The organism is Maribellus maritimus, assembly GCF_022267315.1.
In the GTDB taxonomy this organism is placed as follows: domain Bacteria; phylum Bacteroidota; class Bacteroidia; order Bacteroidales; family Prolixibacteraceae; genus Draconibacterium; species Draconibacterium maritimum.
Genome location: NZ_JAIKLE010000027.1, coordinates 36,880 through 55,168, shown reverse-complemented (window position 1 = coordinate 55,168; position 18,289 = coordinate 36,880). Strand labels below are relative to the sequence as shown.

12 protein-coding genes are annotated in these 18,289 nt (G+C 33.2%); 4 read left to right on the top strand and 8 right to left on the bottom strand.

The features are described 5' to 3' along the window. Nucleotides 1-186: 186 nt before the first annotated feature. Complete coding sequence (locus K5G00_RS20725; RefSeq protein ID WP_238768153.1) at nt 187-1,998, top strand: rhamnogalacturonan lyase family protein; 1,812 nt, start codon at nt 187-189, stop codon at nt 1,996-1,998. Between the two features lie 341 nt (nt 1,999-2,339). On the opposite strand, the gene K5G00_RS20720 is transcribed toward K5G00_RS20725, so the two are convergent. Beyond that, on the bottom strand, nt 2,340-2,882 hold the full coding sequence (locus K5G00_RS20720) for a DUF4943 family protein (protein ID WP_238768152.1): 543 nt from the start codon (nt 2,880-2,882) through the stop codon (nt 2,340-2,342). A gap of 228 nt (nt 2,883-3,110) precedes the next feature. Between K5G00_RS20720 and K5G00_RS20715 the strand changes: the two genes are divergently transcribed. Genes K5G00_RS20715 through K5G00_RS20705 form a run of 3 tightly spaced genes read left to right on the top strand, consistent with a single transcriptional unit; the run spans nt 3,111 to nt 4,657 of the window. Then, nucleotides 3,111-3,323, top strand: coding sequence for a helix-turn-helix domain-containing protein (locus K5G00_RS20715; protein WP_238768151.1), 213 nt, complete (start codon nt 3,111-3,113; stop codon nt 3,321-3,323). Between the two features lie 3 nt (nt 3,324-3,326). After that, a complete protein-coding gene (locus K5G00_RS20710) occupies nt 3,327-3,653 on the top strand; it encodes a HipA N-terminal domain-containing protein (protein ID WP_238768150.1) in 327 nt (108 codons plus the stop codon). Continuing rightward, complete coding sequence (locus K5G00_RS20705) at nt 3,650-4,657, top strand: type II toxin-antitoxin system HipA family toxin (protein WP_238768149.1); 1,008 nt, start codon at nt 3,650-3,652, stop codon at nt 4,655-4,657. The genes K5G00_RS20710 and K5G00_RS20705 overlap by 4 nt, the downstream gene beginning before the upstream one ends. Nucleotides 4,658-5,262: 605 nt before the next feature. Here the strand turns inward: K5G00_RS20705 and K5G00_RS20700 are convergent. From K5G00_RS20700 to K5G00_RS20670, 7 genes are all read right to left on the bottom strand, one after another. After that, on the bottom strand, nt 5,263-6,336 hold the full coding sequence (locus K5G00_RS20700; protein WP_238768148.1) for an AlbA family DNA-binding domain-containing protein: 1,074 nt from the start codon (nt 6,334-6,336) through the stop codon (nt 5,263-5,265). Nucleotides 6,337-6,339: 3 nt separating this feature from the next. Then, entirely contained in the window at nt 6,340-9,459 is a 3,120-nt protein-coding gene (locus tag K5G00_RS20695; protein ID WP_238768147.1) for a sacsin N-terminal ATP-binding-like domain-containing protein, read from the bottom strand. A 31-nt stretch (nt 9,460-9,490) separates the two neighbouring features. After that, nucleotides 9,491-11,473: a tetratricopeptide repeat protein gene (locus tag K5G00_RS20690; RefSeq protein ID WP_238768146.1), complete on the bottom strand. Its 1,983-nt coding sequence runs from the start codon at nt 11,471-11,473 to the stop codon at nt 9,491-9,493. Between the two features lie 11 nt (nt 11,474-11,484). Further along, nucleotides 11,485-12,498 (bottom strand): hypothetical protein, encoded by a 1,014-nt coding sequence (locus tag K5G00_RS20685; protein WP_238768145.1) that lies wholly within the window; start codon nt 12,496-12,498, stop codon nt 11,485-11,487. After that, nucleotides 12,476-15,592: a hypothetical protein gene (locus K5G00_RS20680; RefSeq protein ID WP_238768144.1), complete on the bottom strand. Its 3,117-nt coding sequence runs from the start codon at nt 15,590-15,592 to the stop codon at nt 12,476-12,478. Before K5G00_RS20680 ends, K5G00_RS20685 begins: the two co-directional genes overlap by 23 nt. Before the next feature lie 274 nt (nt 15,593-15,866). Next, nucleotides 15,867-16,565, bottom strand: a complete 699-nt coding sequence (locus tag K5G00_RS20675) for a hypothetical protein (protein WP_238768143.1) — start codon at nt 16,563-16,565, stop codon at nt 15,867-15,869. Next, complete coding sequence (locus K5G00_RS20670) at nt 16,535-17,863, bottom strand: hypothetical protein (RefSeq protein ID WP_238768142.1); 1,329 nt, start codon at nt 17,861-17,863, stop codon at nt 16,535-16,537. Before K5G00_RS20670 ends, K5G00_RS20675 begins: the two co-directional genes overlap by 31 nt. Nucleotides 17,864-18,289: the final 426 nt, after the last annotated feature.

Sequence of the window (18,289 nt, the reverse complement as noted above, 5' to 3'; positions counted from 1 at the left end):
GGTAAAAACTATTTTTTTTTAAATCCGTGAAATCTTCAGAACTTGCTTTTGAGGCAATCCTAATTTGAAATTATTACGAACTTTAATCAATAAGTACTGATTTTCTTTAATTTGAATATGGTATTTTTGAATAGTAAATTAAACGAATAACTAATCTAAATCCAAGAACTTCAAAAAAGTCAGACTATGAAATTATCATTTTTTATCCTTTTTTTTGTTGCAGTGCAGTTCGTTTTTGCCCAGGACCCGCGTGAACGATTATACAATTACGAAGTTATTAATCCGGATCACGTTGAAAAACCAAAGGTGAAAGGTTGGGCGAAAACCCGTTTCGATGAAAAGCTGAACCGGGGATTAATAGCAGTTAGAATCGAAAAAAATGAAGCGTATATAGGTTGGCGAATCCTTAAAAAAGATGCTGAAACCGTTACTTTTGATTTGTACAAGACGGTTGATGGGAAAAAGACAAAACTGAGTAAGGACCCGATAAAATCAACTACCGATTTTGTGGATGAAAGTGTAGGCTCGGGAAAAATCATTTTGTATTCGCTCGAAGATTCGGAAGGCGACGTTTTGGCGGAAACTGAGCTAAAAGCAATTGAAAATAACGTGTTCAAAACCATTAAATTTGATGGAGACTATTGGCCCGATCGCGTTGCTGTTGGAGATTTAAATGGCGATGGTGAGTATGATTTTGTAATAAAACAACCGGGAGGTCGGGTTGACCCCGGCGTTTGGCGGAAAAGCGATACCACTTTTAAAATAGAAGCTTATTTAAGCGACGGAACTTTTTTGTGGCGTAAAGATTTGGGATGGAACATTGAGTTGGGAATCTGGTATTCTCCAATGGTAGTTTATGATTTTGACGGTGATGGCAAAGCTGAAGTAGCCCTTAAAACTGCGCCAATCGATGAGGATTTCCGTGATGCCGAAGGACGTGTTTTTGATGGTCCCGAATATTGTTCAATTTTAGATGGAATGACCGGAAATGAAGTTTGTAAAGTTGACTGGCCAGCCAGAAATCCACGATTTGGAAAATATAACCGGAACAACCGCAACCAAATGGGCATGGCTTATCTCGACGGGAAAACGCCTTTTTTGCTCGTGGCTCGAGGTACGTATCGTTTGATGATTGTAGATGCTTACCAATACAAAAACAAAAAACTGGAAAAAGTCTGGCGCTGGGATGGCGATGAAGAAAATCCTGTGATTCGTTCGCAGGGAGCACACGGCATGCAAACAGTAGATGTTGATGGTGATGGACGAGATGAAATTGCGCTCGGATCGGCTGTTTTAGACGACAACGGGACTTTATTGTATTCAACAGGTCTGGGACATCCGGACAAAAGTTTTTTTACAGATATAATTCCTGACAGACCCGGTCTGGAAGGATTTTATGCTGTAGAAGTTTGGCACGACAGTTTGGGAGTGTGTATAGTTGATGCAAAAACAGGAGAAAGAATCTGGGCAATTAATAAGTTTACCCAACACATTGGCGATGGCATGGTGGCCGATATTTTTCCAGAATTGCCGGGACTGGAATGTATGGCAACCGAAGATTCAAAAGCAGGTAGAACAGATAAATATTTACTCGACGCAAAAGGAAATATAATTGCCATGAATGAAGATGTTCCTTCTCCGCGCGACTGGATATTTTGGGATGAAGATTTGCTTCGCGAAAATATTGTCAGTACACCAAATCCCGAAAACTCAAACCGTCGTTTTTCGCGTTTCAAATCGATTGTCAAGTACCACGGGAAAACACATATTGATAGTATTCAGGGAACAGTAATGATGATGGCCGATATATATGGTGACTGGCGTGAGGAACTGATTACAGCAGTTCCGGGAAAGTTATTGATTTACACTACAACTATTCCGGCAAAAGACAAAAGAAATTGTTTGATGCAAGATCCCTTATATCGTTCTGATGTGGTTCATCGTTCAATGGGGTATTTTCAGTCGCCGGTAACTTCTTACTATTTAGGAGAAAAGTAAAATTCGGACAACTGTAGAAAGAAAAATTACAGCCTGTAAATTTGCAAAGCTGAAACTGGTATTTCCCAATACCGGCAGGTATTCAAAAAATTGGGAAAAGAAAGTGGTTGAGAAGGCCTCTTGTTCTGTCCGCTCCATTTAAAGTTCAATGTTGCAATCAACTCTATGAGGTGTAGTTTGGTTAACTGTCAGTCTAATCTGGGGTTAGTTCCCCCCTGCTTGCAGCGAATTGACGAACTCATTCCTTTGTGATACTCCGTCTGCTCGCAGCGGGGCAGTTCATTCGAGTTGGGATTTCCGGGTTGGCATTGGAGGGGATTGATACGACATTATAGTCGTATTTAAAACCAAGAATAAGCTATCCCTGCTAATGGGTGAGGAGCTTCTAAAACATTTTTATTATGAAGATTCCACCATTTTTCATAATAATCTCTGACAAGTAATACTTCTTTAGCTGTTATTCCTTTTCCTGTTTTTTCTTCATTAATATTAACCAAATATGGATCCAAAGAAGGGAAATGACCATCCATTGCATATTGGGCACACCATAATAGATATTCTCCTAAAAATACCTTCCCCGGCCTGTTTACTGGCCACATCAAGCGAGAAGATATTGGATTGATTGGGACACAGCTTAAATTGGGGATGAAAGAAGTATCAGCAGCATAACCGATTAGTTGGGATACATGTTTTAAGTTAAAAGCAGGCATTATTGCACCTACTTTTTCACCATTTTCGTTACGTTCAAATTGATTATAAGAGCCATTCTTTAGTTGTTCAACAAACAACCTTACATCTGGATTTTCAATATCCAACTCATCTTTTTCGCATGAAAATAAGACAAGTGACAGCATAAATACAAATAAAATCCTGATAGTTTTCACAGTAATTGATTTAAAAAATATGACGTTATTTCCCGGTATTTGGTTGCGTCGAAAAATCTTATATACAATGTTAAAAATAACTTGATACAAAAAAAATCACAATACAATGTGATTTAGAAACGCCAAATCAACAGCAATTTTGATTTTTCACCAAAAATCACAGTATAATATGATTTTTATTGTTTTTATCTATTAAAACAATTAATTTTACCTCAAAATCATATTATAATGACAGTTTCAGAAATAGGGGTGCAAATAAAGGAAAGAAGAAAAGTGCTTCGGATTACCCAGCCTGACTTGGCTGAGATGGCGGCTATCAGCATAAATACACTATACAAAATTGAACGCGGACAGGCGAATCCAACTATTCAAGTACTTAATAAAATTACGGATATCTTGGGGATGGAATTAAAGCTTGAAGTAAAACAACCAAAGCTGTAAGCGATGCGAAAAGCGAATGTTTATAGAAATGGAGAACAAGTTGGGGTACTCTCCCAATTTTCAACAAACGATTACGAGTTCAGATATGATGATAGTTGGTTTGCCAACGGAGATCTTCCTCCAATTAGTCTTACTATGCCGAAAAGTCAACAAGTTTATAAATCGGAATATTTATTCCCGTTTTTCTTTAATATGTTGTCGGAAGGTGTGAACAGGCAGTTGCAAAGTCGTCATTTAAAGATAGACGAAAAAGACTATTTTGGTTTGTTACTGGCAACCGCAAAAACCGATACCATTGGAGCAATAACCATTTCAGAGATAAAAGAATGAGTTTGCCAGAAATAAAATATTGTCCGGGGACACTAGCAGAAGGGTTTGCTACTTACAGTACAGCTTGTTTAAGACGGGTTTTTGATGGACGAAAAGTGAGCCACATATTGCCGTATGCACCTCCGCAAAGCAATGAAGAAGATGCTGAGAAATTTATAGAAAACCGGAAACGGATTTCAATTTCCGGCGTACAGGAAAAACTATCGCTTCTGCTTGACAAAAATAAATTACGCCTGACCGAAGAAGGTGAACAGGGAACTTACATATTAAAGCCTATCCCCAGGGATGTAAAAAGTGTTGACCAGGTTCCGGCAAACGAACATCTGACCATGCAGATTGCCCGGCAGGTATATGGTTTGCAAATTGCTGAAAATGTACTGATTTTTTTCGATAATGGAGAACCTGCTTATATCACCAAACGGTTCGATGTAAAGGAGGATGGTTCGAAATGGGGACAGGAAGATTTTGCAACACTGGCAGGGAAAATAGAAGGAAACACGGGGCATAATTTCAAGTACGATTACAGCTATGAGGCTGTGGGTGAGTTACTGAAGAAATATGTTCCTGCCCGGCGGGTGGAAATCGAAAAGTTGTATTCGTTGATTGTTTTTAACTTCTTGTTTTCAAACGGAGATGCACATCTGAAAAACTTTTCACTCATTGAAACACCCAGTGGAGATTATGTGTTAAGTCCGGCCTATGACTTGCTTAATACAAGAATCCACACAGATGATTCGGATTTTGCATTGGATGGCGGATTATTCAGTGATGGTTTCAAATCGGAGGAAATGAAAAAAAGCAATCACCCCGGATTGCACGACTTTCAGGAGTTGGCGGGAAGATTCGGAATAAATGAAAAACGAAGGGATAAAATCCTTGCTCTTTACCTGCAAAGACAACCGATGGTTGAAGAATTAACTCGTCGTTCTTTTCTAAATGATAAGACAAAACGTGCCTATTTATTGCTTTATCAGACAAAAAGGAATTACCTGAGTAAAGAATGACATTGAATCGTGATGCTTTCAGTTTAGGTTTCACTCTTAATTCTAGCCAGTTTATCCACAATAATCTGAGCCACTTCGTCCTTTATTCGTTGATAGTTGTATTCAATCTTCTCTTGGAAATGGTCAAAAAGCGACAATACAGAGACTTATGAAGACTTTTAAAAAATGGTTACAGGAGACTTTAAGATTTCTTCTGTAACCAAATTGTAACCAAAACAGGCCTAAAAGTGGCATTTTTGGGTCTTTTAATGGCATTCACCAAAAAATAAAAAACCGTGCAAGTATCTGACTTACACGGTTTTTTATCATTTGACAGTTTTTGTCTTTTTGTACTGGCTCCCCAGGTAGGGGACGAACTATGTCTTTAATTCATTTATTTCCAGCAATATACGGTTTTGAAAAATTGGCCTATAACCAGATTGTAACCGTGACACTGTCATTTGATTGTCCCCATGTGTCAGAACCCACTCCCCAAAGCATCGGATTCATCACATCACAGAACTGCCAAATAGCTTTCCCAAATTTAAGAATAAACCAGAACTAAATCAAAAAATATTCGATATAGAGTTTGAATAATTCTTAATTCTTGCGTTGTAGGGAATCTTTTAAAGTGTAGACAAATTGTATTTTAATATTGCTGCATTATCAATCTTGTCAACTATGCCTGCCAAATATTCTATTTTATCCAAAACTTCATCAATTGACATTTGATGTTCCGTTCCATTAGAGTATCCAACCGGAAAATATTTAAGGAATTTATCATCTACAATCCCATTCCTGTGAGAATATAAATGTCTGATTTGCAAGATTCTTTCTATATCATCTTGGACAGATTTGCCAATCACATTCAGGTCTTTAATCTGCTTATTTTCAGCAATAAATCCCCTTACGCTTCCTTTCTGTAACTTACCTATTTTCTGTTTAGCCCAAAATGTTATAAAATCCTGTATGTCCGAACAATTTAATACATCTTCGACTTTTACCATCTGTTCAGACTTTAATGTATCGGGCTTAGCCAGATAAATCTCAAAAAGAATATCGGACAAATAAGCTTCAAAGCTATCAACTACAGAAGAGAATAAGATTCTATTTAAAACTTTTCCTTCTTTTATTGATGTAAATTTGGCTGGACCTTCAGGATATAATAAAGGCTTAAGGTTGTCGATCATTTTCAAAACACTCTGATAATGCTCTAGAAATTTGAACTTTGAATCTGTCGTATTGCTTTTAAATGACTCCAAAAGGGCATTAATTATTGAAATCTGATTATATCCTCCGGCTTGGAATATATTTGTAGTCGGATTTGTTTGAATTATCTTTTCCCCCTGTCTAATAAATATTTTTCCTTCAAGAGAAACTACAACATTAGATTTTTCGACCTTTATCGCAAACAGCTTTTTATCATTATACTCCACGTATCCATAATCAACAACTGGTTTAGGTGATAATAAATCTATTGCCTTATGAGTTATAGAAGTTGCACGGAAATCCTCACTTAACCCTGAAACTTTCAGCCCTCCAATTTCAGAAACTCCTAAAATAAGTAACCCTCCATTTGTATTTGCAAAAGAACAAATTATTTGTGCGATGGATTTAGACGGAGGCAATACTGCTTTATATTCTAATACTTCACTTTCGGGTTGTAATATAATTGAAGATACTTGTTTTTGTAGTTCCATGCTTTAATTCATATTTATTGGTATTCTATTAATACCTGTACTTTTAAGAATTCTTCCCAATGTAAGTATATGAGGGTCATTAACTCCATTGTCAACCCAAAGTTCCGAATTGTCACTATCTAAAGTATCTTTTTCTGAAGAATAGTAAATAATAACTTCGCCATTATCCGAAGGCCTGGTAACAATCTGGATTGATACCCCATTTTTTATAATTCCTGCTAAAATTGTAGGAGCAGTTTCCTCCATATCCGTACAATCATAATCGGGATGATTCTCCAAAAACTGAATTATATTTTGTTTAGCTCTCTTAATAAGTTTTTGTGCATAAATGAACATTTCAATTGTTGGAGTAGAAGTATGATAAAATCTTGAAGAAATAGATGGGTCTTTAAAGGCTTCTTCTAATTCTTCTGAAGAAGAGATTCCTAAGCTAACCAGAATTTCACGAGTAATGTCAATCTTCTCGTCTTCTTTTTCTTGAGAATCAATGTTAAGTTTCGATAACTGATTACGCAAATCTTCTATGCTTTTAATTCCGTGTTCTTCCATCAATTGATCAAATTCTGTTGCCTTTTTTATATTTTGAGAAATATCATCGTCTTCCAGAAATAAAAATCTCTTTTCAAATAAATCTGAGAAATACGTATCAGCTTTTTTCCTATATTCATTCATCCATATATAAAACTTTTTTAAAGTTTCTTTATACACCTTTCTTTTATCGACATCCCTTAAAATAGGTTTTATAAATGTGGATATTTTTTCAGCTACATTTTCAATGGTAAATGTTCTGTTTTCAGGTAACTCTAGAAATATTGACTTATCCAATAATTCTTCCCTAAAGTCATATCCCAGTTCTTCTGAAATATCTTTTAGTATTTCATCAATACTTCCATCATCCAGAAACAAATGTTCTTTTGAACAAAAATCTCCTCTTTGATTTGGTAAAATGGGATGTTTTTCTCTGTTAATATTATTTTCAAATTTCTCTTTAACTAAAAATGCGATTAACGAATTTAGCCATTCTAAAAAATCGTCTTCATCTTCAAAACCCAACGCTTTTGCTGCATCTTCAACATTTTTATATTCAGCAATTTTTGAAACGATATAAAAAAGTGATTTTTTATCAGATTCTTCCCATAGTTTATCCCCACAATAAATAACTTCTCTTTTTTTTGAAAAATCATCAGGATAAACTCTTTTTGAAAACTCGAAAATATGTGTTCGCTTTTCCGGAATTTTTTTATCAGGGAACAGGGAAGCTAAATAATCACAAACTTTAGGGATATTTTCATTCTTACTTTCTTGAATAATGTTATTTATCTCCGTTATAATATCGTCTTGTTTTTTTACAGAATATAAAATACCAGCACCTGTATGTACTTTTTTATGTATTAGGTATTCTTTAGGATCTGCGCTAATTAATGAACAAGCTTTTTTTACTTCTTTGTCGATGTCTTCATCAATATACAGTTCACTCTTCTTTTTAAAGATTCCTAATTGATTGGGTATTACTGAAAATTCATCTGTAACTATTTCCTTAATATGAATTGCTTCTTCATTTAATAAATTGTAATAATCATTAAGGAAGACTACTGTACTCTCTTCATCTTTTTTAAGTAATTCAGAAAGGTCATGTAAGCTACCCTTTTTATGTATTTCTTGGGACAAGTTTGAAGTTGAGAAACTGTAACAATCACTCCATATAACTCTATCCCATTCCTCAATATGATTCATCGGAACTGACTGAGGAAATAATGTTTTTGATAACTTCCAAACTTTCTCTCTAATGGTATTATTATCTGCATGGGGGAAGTACACCTGATTTTCACCATTGTTATTCCATATGGAAACTCTTTCATCCTTATTAATGTCTACAAGTTTAACGTAAAGGAGTTCCTCTCTTAAATTTTCAACTACATTCTTTTTAAACCAATCAAAATCGATCCAAGAGTGCCTTTTGGGATTTTTTATTCGCGCCAAATTATACAAATCATTCCAATTTGCTTTTTGCTCTATATATGACAAAAGTATTTTATAGAGCTCTACAGCTTGGAGCACTAATTCACAATTCAATCTTGAAAATTCATTATCGTCATCATCAATAAGACTTATTCCATCCCTTTTTTCTGTTGGCTCAAACAGAGAACTATTTATTATGAAAGGTAAATTCAAATCTTCGGTTCCTATCATCGGAAAATCTAAATGAAGCTTTGGAATAGAATCGGCCAGATGCAAAACTGAATAGTTGCCGCTATTCGAGAAGAAAATAGGAAGCATTATTCGAACATTCATATTCTCAATTGTTATATAGTAGCTCTCTGTTGCTTTACCGTTTATTAATAGATTGTATAATAATATTTCATTCCCTTGATATGAATTAATCTCTTTTTTTTCAATACTATAAGTCTCGTTGCCAACCAAATCCTCGAAGAGAGTAACGGAGTTTATTTCCGGGACATTTATTAGAGTATAAGCAATACCTTTTCGAACCTCATCAAAAGCAATTTCTGCTAATGATTTATTCTTCTCGGATAAAGGATAGATAAAAGACGTTTGAAGAACCTTTTTGTCCAAATGAACACTAGAACTACTCAGTATACTTGCTTCTGCTTCCTCAAAAGCTTCATTTATACCTTGAATAATTTCTTTTTCACCTTTCCCACTCCTATTTAACCAAAAAGAAAATGGATTGAAAGTTTGAATTTCATTTTTGTAATTACTAATTACTTTAACTTTCTCAGAAAGTAGATGTGTCGTCATGAATCCAGTCCCAAAACGACCAGTTGTTTTGTATGACTTCCCGAGATTATCAGCATCTCTATTCTTATCACTGGAAGAATACTTCCTTATAAGTCCTCGTATATGTTCGTTTGTGAAATATCCCTTATTATGAGAAAAAATAAATTCATCTTCTGTTATTTCTATTTTTATATCAACCGGTTCTCCTTGTTCATTACAAAGACTTACATTGTCTTTTGCATTTTGAATGAGTTCCCAGGCCAACCTTCTTGCAATGAATCCGGCATCGATTTTTTGCCGAATATTCATCAACTTTTCTAAGATTGATTTAGCTGTAATCTTATTCAGTTCATCTCTTTCATATTTTGAAAATATACCTTCCATATTATAATATAATTGTTTGGAGAGCTATTGTTTAGTCTTCTCTTAGTAATTTAAGTTTATTATTTGTTGTCAATAGTATTTTTTCGCAAAGGTCATCATACCAAGGCTGAGGCAGACTATCAGCTTCACTTGGTTTTTCCAACCCTAATGCACCCGTTATTATGCCGAATTGAGCTCCAAATTCACGAACAATAATGGTGGGAAATCCTAAATAAATATGAGACATGAGAGAGATTGCTTCCTCTTGCCTATAATCTGCATCCGGTATTAGTTCAGTAATTGCGTTTGGTGACAACATTAATCCTTCTAAGATTTTCTGTGCTATTATATTTGAATTTTTATTCTTGTAATATTCAAAAACAGCACTACTAAAACTCGTCGCAAATATTAAGTCGAGTATTTCCCAGAATTCTGCAGAAATAACAAACAGTTCAGAAATCAAATGGTCGAGATACCTGTGAATGGAATAATCTTTTCTAAAATCCTGATATTTATTGCAATGGAGTAAGAAAATAATGTGTTCTTTCAGTTTTATTCCACATTTTTTGAGCGTATCTAAGCTTGTTTCTTTTAACAATGTTGTATGTTTCTTTAGCAGACTTAAAATTTCTTGCTCATCATCTAAATCTCTTATTATCATTAAAGCATAAAGACTTTTAAAATCATTTTCCAATTCAAGACGGAATTTAAAAAAGCGAATGGCTTCTTCTTTTAACCATTCATTTTCTTTCCAATGTTCGATAAGCAGATTTGATTTGAAATTAAGGTAATAAATATCTTCGGGATAAAGGTCTAAGCCCTTATTTATCCAAATCAAAGAGTCTCTTAGTTTATTAAGTTTTTCATACGCATAAGCAATTCCAAAATATCCATAAGGGTAACTATGAAGCATTTCTTCTTCGTATTTTAAAGCCTCAAGCATTAGAGTTAGTGCTTCTTCATGTTGATTGTAAATGCGCGACAGGGTAACACCTTTACTAAAGAGGGCTTGCGGTAATTTAGGATTTATCACCAATGCTTTATTGTAGCATTCCAATTCTTTTTCATGTTCCTGAATATCCCAATATACCTGTCCTAAATTCTTCCATGCAGTTGCAAAATTGGGGTCTATTTTCAGACATTTCTGATAGTGGTTGATTGCTTCCTCGTAATGCCCCAACTTACTCAATGTATTTGCATAGTTATAATGATACCCCGCCTGACTTTGTCCACTATCAATGAATTGCTTAAAGATGTCTCGAGCTTCAATAATTTTTCCCTTTATTCCGTTTTGGATTCCATCCTCGGCAAGGATACAGGCTTTGGTAAGGTTTAAATTGTGCTTGCCGGAAAGTTCTATTGCTTTATTGATATTGAAAAGCGCTTCTTTGTAATTGAAAGCTTGATATTGACTTTGAGACAAGCCTTCCAAAATGGCAATATTCTGGGGATTTTCACGAAGCAGATTTTTAAAATAAAGAATTGCGTTTTCATAATCTCCGGAGTAATAATATCGCCAGGCTAACAACTCGGAATTTGAGATTTCGTTGTATTCCAAAAATCTAATTCCATCGACAAGGGTTTTGATGCTAAAAATATCCTGCACATACTTAACTACGGTACTCCAACTTATTTGACTTAACTTATTTGTTTTGGGAATTTTTATTTTGAACGTTTTCTGTTGAGTGGCCAAGTCGATATTCAAATCATTATACCAATACCAGTAGGCTTCTTTTTCTTCCTGAATATATGCAACTAACAGAACAGGGGCAAGCATGGTATTGTATAATGATAAAGTAGAGTGTTTCAGTGTTATCGTTGCAAAATCAGGATGTTTATCCTGTATTTTGCTTTTCAACTGGACAGAAAAACTTAATCCTGTTACCTCATTATCTATGGCTATATTTACGTTGTAATCAATACCATAGTCGTGTTCCGGTTTGTCAATAATCCATTCATTTGGAACCTGATTACTAAAAAACTTGTTGGATTCAGTTTCAAGGACGTGATTGTTATGTCGGATTGGTTTTGGCATTTCTTAAAAATTTACATTGCTTGTAACATGTTTATGAGATTACAGCCCTCTTCTTCGATCCATTCATCTTCTATTTTGAGTTGTTCTATCAATCCCTGTTGATATTCGGAATAATAATCTAAAGTTAAACCACAAATCGGTTTTTGTTTCTGCTCCCATTGGCTACTATGGTTTTCTTCTGTTTCTGACAATTTTTCCGGTTTGCCATCTGGTGTTAGAAGTACTAATTTAAAATCACTATTACTTTCGATTATTTTTTTTGCCCGCTCATAAATTACCAACCCATGATAATCCCAATCACAACTATAAAAAATTGGTTTGTCAATTTTAGGAACCCTTTCCAATTTTGTAATGTTATTTCCTCCGGTATACCAAAGTTCAATACCCATTTCATCAACTATATGAGGAAACTTTAGAAAGTATAGATTTTCACAGAGTACAATCATTTTGCTCTTTTGGTCTTTAGGGTAGAGTTTATACAAATATTGTTTATCCTTTTCTTCTCTTTCATAAAATTCATCTCTATCAATTTCTAATAATTTTAATGTGGCAGTTTCAAGGCTCGACCCTTTTTTAATGTATTTGTTTGCTTTAAAAAACATTTTGGAAATTCCCTGGCGATTCTCCCTCCCTTCTTTTATTTGTTTCTTTAGCTCAACCAATTCCTGTGATGTAAATATCTTTTTTATATCCATCAAACGGTGAATGTCAATTTCCCTGATTCTGGTTGTATTTGTATTTATTCCTATTTCTTCGAGAAAAGTAAAATAGACTTCAAAAATTATTTCATTATTTCTATTTATAAATTCTTGTCTGTAAAAATTATCGTATTTGGAGTTATGTTCTTCTTTTACAAACAGGTTGTCATTACCCAGTTTGTCTTTAATAAATCCGCGGTTATATAGTAGTTTGATATAGGGGTGATTTCTAAAACTGCTTTTATTTTCGGCACTTCCTTTATTTACCGGAATCCCGTTATATAGTTTGTAAAGTCCTCTAAGTTCAATCCATGTCAGGTTTTTCATCAGCAATTCTATTTAAGTATTTTTCCCAGTCATAGATTGTCTCTTCTTCTCCGGAAAGTACAGCAAAGGGAGGGTAATTTATTTCTGGTTCTTCAGGATTATCATTTAACATGTACCAATTCTGGTTCTTTAACTCCAGATTGTCCAAAGGAGAGATTGACATTGTAATTATCTGATAATCTTCCTCTTTAGCAATATTGTAGAGCATTTCATAATTGCTCCCTAAATCCTGAGCATCATCTAATGGCATAATTCTAATACCATCTGGAGTTTTATTTCTCGTATCTTTATATATTTCTGACATCTGAGCAATACAGAGTAACGCAATAGCGGCATAATTCTGACCTGTACTTCCTTTGTTCCGTTTTCCACGAGCCGATTCCATACTAAATTCCATTCCGAAATAGTTTAATGGATTCAAGAGTTCTATTACTGGTGGAGTATAAACTTTTGCATGTCTTTTATAAATTTCCAGGATTTTGGTTTCTATATCTTTTCGTTTGGGTAAATGCTCAAGAAACATTCCTTTTGTATAACTCATTTCGTTATTTAATTCACTTTTGACATCGTTTAAAAAAGCTATCGGAAATTTTTCACTTTTTTCAAATGTTAGTTTTACGTTATAGCCTCCCGTAATCCTTGTGCCTTCTTTTGAAAAGAACTGTTTTAAACGTTTGTGTTTTCTGTCATATTCGTTGTAGGCAGATATTACTTCTTGAAATCTTTCACTCAAAAGTTGTACAAATACACTATTTATTTCCTTACTCAGAGAGCTTATTTTTTTTAAATATTTCTCAACCTCATCTATGACTTTTGATTCCTCAAATTTTAAATTCTTAAAAATCTGAGGTAGTAGTTTTTGAACCAATATTCCATAGTTGAGTATCTCTTTTAAAATGTTATCATCTCCGAAATAGGTTTTCACAAGAAAATTATAATGTTCTTTGAATTTCCCCTCTTTGTCACTTAATTCTTTTCCCTGTATATTCTCTGGTAGTTTCGTATAGGTGTCACGTAAATCGTTCAGGCCAATTTTGACATCGTTAAGTATGCATTCGGTTTCGGCTTTCTCTAATTTTTCTTTAGCATTTTCTAACTCCTTCTGTGTATTCTGAATTAAGGTTTCTGTGTTTTGTTTTTCTGTATTTTTCCCTTTCCATATTTCCAGAGTATCAATAAATTGTTTTGCTTTATCATTTACCTCCTTGTCTAAATCAAGTTTTATTTTATGGAAATTCTCTATGTCCTGGTATTTTACTAATTCGGCATTGAGCTTGTTTGCTTTTTCTTTTGTCGATTTTATTAGATCCTTTTTATCGTCCTCTTTATGCTTCTTTAAATATTCTACTAGTTCCTCTTTTTTAGTCTTTAAGTTGTTTAGTTTTTTTTCTTGTTCATAAATTTCAGTTTTTCCCTTTTCTGCTTTTTTATAGTCCCTTATAATTTGGTCTTTCTCTGAATAATCTTTTAATTTTTGGTTCAAATCAGTAGGGGAAGTAATTTCATTTAAACATTCATAATTCCCTTTTTTCATTATTTCTTCTCTATCCCAGTAATATGAAAAGACTTCTCTTTTTGTGAATTCATTTAAAATCTTTCTAAGCTGGATTAGCTTTTCTTTTTGAGTAACTATCTTTTTCTTTTCAGTTTCAATTTTTTCAGAGAAAGTATTTATTTCATTAACAAGTGTTGATTTTTCTATATTTAGGAAGTATGTATCTCTAAACTTTATGTATTCATGAATACCTCCCAAATTGAGCCAAAACCCTTTCTTATTTTGATTGTCAATCTGGACCTTTTTTGTCTGCTCAATGAGTTCGTCGGGAGAAGGAATGTATTTTTCTCCCGGTTGTTCATCTGGCTTAATTAAAAGTTTATCGTAATAATGAGCAATTACGCTTTCTTGAATTTCATCGAATTTGTATTTAATGTCTTTGTTATCTACGGCCCATTTTATGATTGAATTCTCATTTGAATAATTCGAAAATGCCATCAAGTCATCAAAATGTTTAATCCTTTCATCCAACGCTTTGATTTCATCTGGATAATTTGCTTCTGCATTATTAAAATTTCTGCTCCACGCTGACTCTTCAAATTCATCTGTCCAACTAATTTCAGGAGTGTTTTTATCATTAAGAAACGTGAGTAATTTTTTAATCCCGATTAATTTTAAGTGGTTTTCATACTCCGCTTTTAATGTTTCAATCGTGTTCAGCTCCTTCAAGCATTTTTCTATTTGTTGTACATTAAGAAAAGGAGCCAGCGTCTTATTCCATTTTTCTTCGGCTAGTCGCTTTGTGTTAGCAAAATCAATTTTTGAAAGGGTATTTATTTCCTCACTTGTTTTATTTAACTCTTCCAGCTTTTTTAAAATAGTGTTTAATTCTTCTTCTAAAGATTTTAATTGAGCATCTTTTTGCTCAAAATCCAGCAATGTTATCTCTATGTTCGTTTTAAGTTTCTTTTCATTAAGAACTTTCAAATTTTTCTCCAGTTCTTTTTTACGAAAATACCAATACACATTATTTGCAATCGAATTTTCAATTCTTGCTTTATTTTCTTCATTTTTCAATCTAGCTAACTCTAATACTTGTTTTCCCTTAGTAACTGCAATTTCTATATCCTTATCGTTTCTGTCTGAATTGTTGTATTTTTTCTCAATTTGTATGATCCCTTCTTCGTATTCCTCTCTTATTTTTTTATAAGTACTCTCTCCAAACAGAAATTTTTTCAGACTTTCTGATTCTTTCCACTGAAATTCTTTCCCGGCTGAAAATGATTTTAAAATTTTAGCATATTTTAAGGTATTGTTTTCATCTTCATGCAGGTTGAATGGAAGTATCGAATAGTTTAACAGTTTCTCTTGAAATCTTCTGATTTCAAATTTTTCGCAGTAAAATTTGTGTTTTATAAAGTCCAGCAGTTCCTCCAGTGAAATTATTTCTTCGTTGTCTAACAAGTCTGTATGTAAAAGCGGACGATCCAGATACGTCGGGCTATCCCAGTCAGCACCCCCTTGAATAATAAAATGGTCAACATAATTAGTTGTGGATTTAATAAAAATTCCAGCAACTAAGTATCTTCCTTTTTCCATCTCAATATTAATGAACGCATACCCAAAACTTTGTTGTTTCCCATTTCTTGAATTCAAGACATATCCTGATGGATTATAGGTTGAATTTGATGCTGGTTTAAAATGCTTATTTCCAATAAAAATTAATTGTAGCAGGTTCGCTATTGATGTTTTTCCAACACCCGACTCACCTGAAAAATCAGTACGGAAGGGATGAAACAGATAATCAACATTAAAATGTTGAATCAGCCCGATTGTTGAAAAGCTAAAAATCCGGGGATATTGTTTTCCGATATTATTCATCTTTGCTTTTAGATTTGAATAATTTTTCAAAATTTTCTATTGCATCGGCATAGAACACATGAGTTAATCTGTCAAATGAGGGCATAATCTCAAACTTGTTATTGTCATCAAGGGGGAAGTAAAGCCAGCCTATTTCTCCAAATTTCAGAAGAGCATTCTCAATGGTTTTATTCACTAATTTTCTATCAGCATTCAAATATTTTTTATCTGAAACTTTGGCAAACAGTTTATAGAAACCATCTTTTAATTCATCATAATCATTATCAAGCATTTTTTGAACTTCTGTTATAGAATCAACATAGTCAGCATTATTTATGTACCATAAAAACAATCCAACAATTACATGTTGTGGTTCAAGATATTCACTCCTACTAAGTCTTATATTTCCCCTATTGTATCTTTCATTATCATCTTTAAAAAAGCTTATGAAATAATAGCGTTGGTCTAAATCTTCATTTCTGTATTCTAAACTAACATCATAAAAATCCCTATAAAAATTATCCAGATATGAATCGGATTCAGTGATAAATTCAAATATGCGTTTTTGTTTCGGATGTTGTTTTTGGATATGGCAACCTGATTTTAACAAATAATCCGTTTCTGCAAATACTTCTCTTGACAATGGATGCGTTAAGAATTTGTATCTGTTTAATTCTGTATTTATATTTTCTTCTTTATTTCCAAGTTCCATAATAATACATTATTAAATTTCGGGTTTCTTGTGTACTGATTTTGAATATCAATTTCATATCCTTCTTTTTCTTTATATTCTTTAACTAATAAATAAGCAATTTTGACAGGAACATTCATGTTTTGCGATTTTAATAATATTTCAAAAAAGTAATCTTTGAGACTAATAATCTTTTTTTCTTCTAAATCATTTTTTATCAAATCAATAAAACTATTAATGTCTTCTCTCGCTTTTATTTTATATTGCTTTTCAATTTTTATTTTTTCTAATTCTGACCTATTGATTTCCGGTTTCTTAAATTTTATTCTTTTCGTTTTATATAAGTCAACCAGATTATCAACGTACTGGAATTTACTGTTAAGGACAGGGTTTTTACCATCTAATGCAAGAATGTTATTTGAAGTGTTTGGAAATTTGAGCTTCCAATTTGGTTTGTATCCGACTATCTGGGTGTTTTCAAGAAGATACTCCAAAAGTTTTTTTGAATTACGCTCGAAATCAATCCTATTCATATCTCCATAGAATTGTCTTAGCTTTGGTTGAATTTTCTCAATCCTCCTGCTAATCCTTTCTAAATCGAAGAAAATAGTTTCAAAAAAAATTTTAACGGATTGTTGGTTTACCAATGCTTTTTCTTGTTGAGAAGTACTATTTAAATCAATATTATCAACCTCCCGGTTAATATCATCTGCATATCTGAGGGCGTCTTTTAATTTTTGTGTTTGTGTGTTGATCTCTTCTAAATTGCCTAATACTTTTTTCACAAACTTTATTACATCAATATTTTCTTCTATAATATCCTTCCTAAACTGCTTTATCGTATTGATTACCTGACGTTCTAAGCTTTCTAATTGTCTCTCAATATGAACTTTCTGCTCGTTAAAGAAGATTTCGAACCAATCGTTAAACTCGTTATCTCTCAAAGAGCTTTTTAATCCTGTTAGTCTTTTGACGATTTCCGATGTTTTAATGTCTTCCTCTAATTTCTCTTTTATACCTTGACAAAAACTTTTTCCGTATTCTGAAAGTCTGTATCCTCTCCTTGTTTCTTTTAGAAAAAATTCATTTAGGTCTCTTATTATATCCTTTATATCTTCATGTTGCTCTTTTATTGGATAATTCTTATGATTGCTAATGATTTTTATCAAATCCTCTTCAGAAAAAAAATTGTTCCCTCCATCTTGTGTGTGCTCATATATTTTAAAAATGAGTATTCCTTTTTCTTTGTCTGGAATCAATAATTCATAAAGGTTTCCAGCCTTTATCTGAGTTATAAAATCAAAATTAGCTTTAGTCATATAATTCACAATTGACTAGGGATCAGTCCCTGCAACATCTATTGAGAATAAAGATAGGATAAAAATATATGGTGACAGTTAGTTGAATAAAGGATCATTAAAAAATGAACAATAGTTTTTTTGCTCATTCTTTGACTAAAGAAATACTAGTTAATTGGCAAGAGTAAATCATGTAACAAGAAACTATCACCAAATACAGTCTTTATGTTAAAGGATATTAAAGTAAAGAACAATAAGATTATATCTCTAATATAAGAGGGTTTCAGAAGCTGGCAATTCCTGTGGTTTAATCCTGTATGACTCAATTAATAATTTAAAAGTTAAAGTCGTAGCGTTGTATTTATGAAGCGATAACAAATTATTTTTACCAACTTGGGAAAAGGTTGGGAAACAATGTTTTTGAAAGGTGTAATCTTTGTTTCAAAC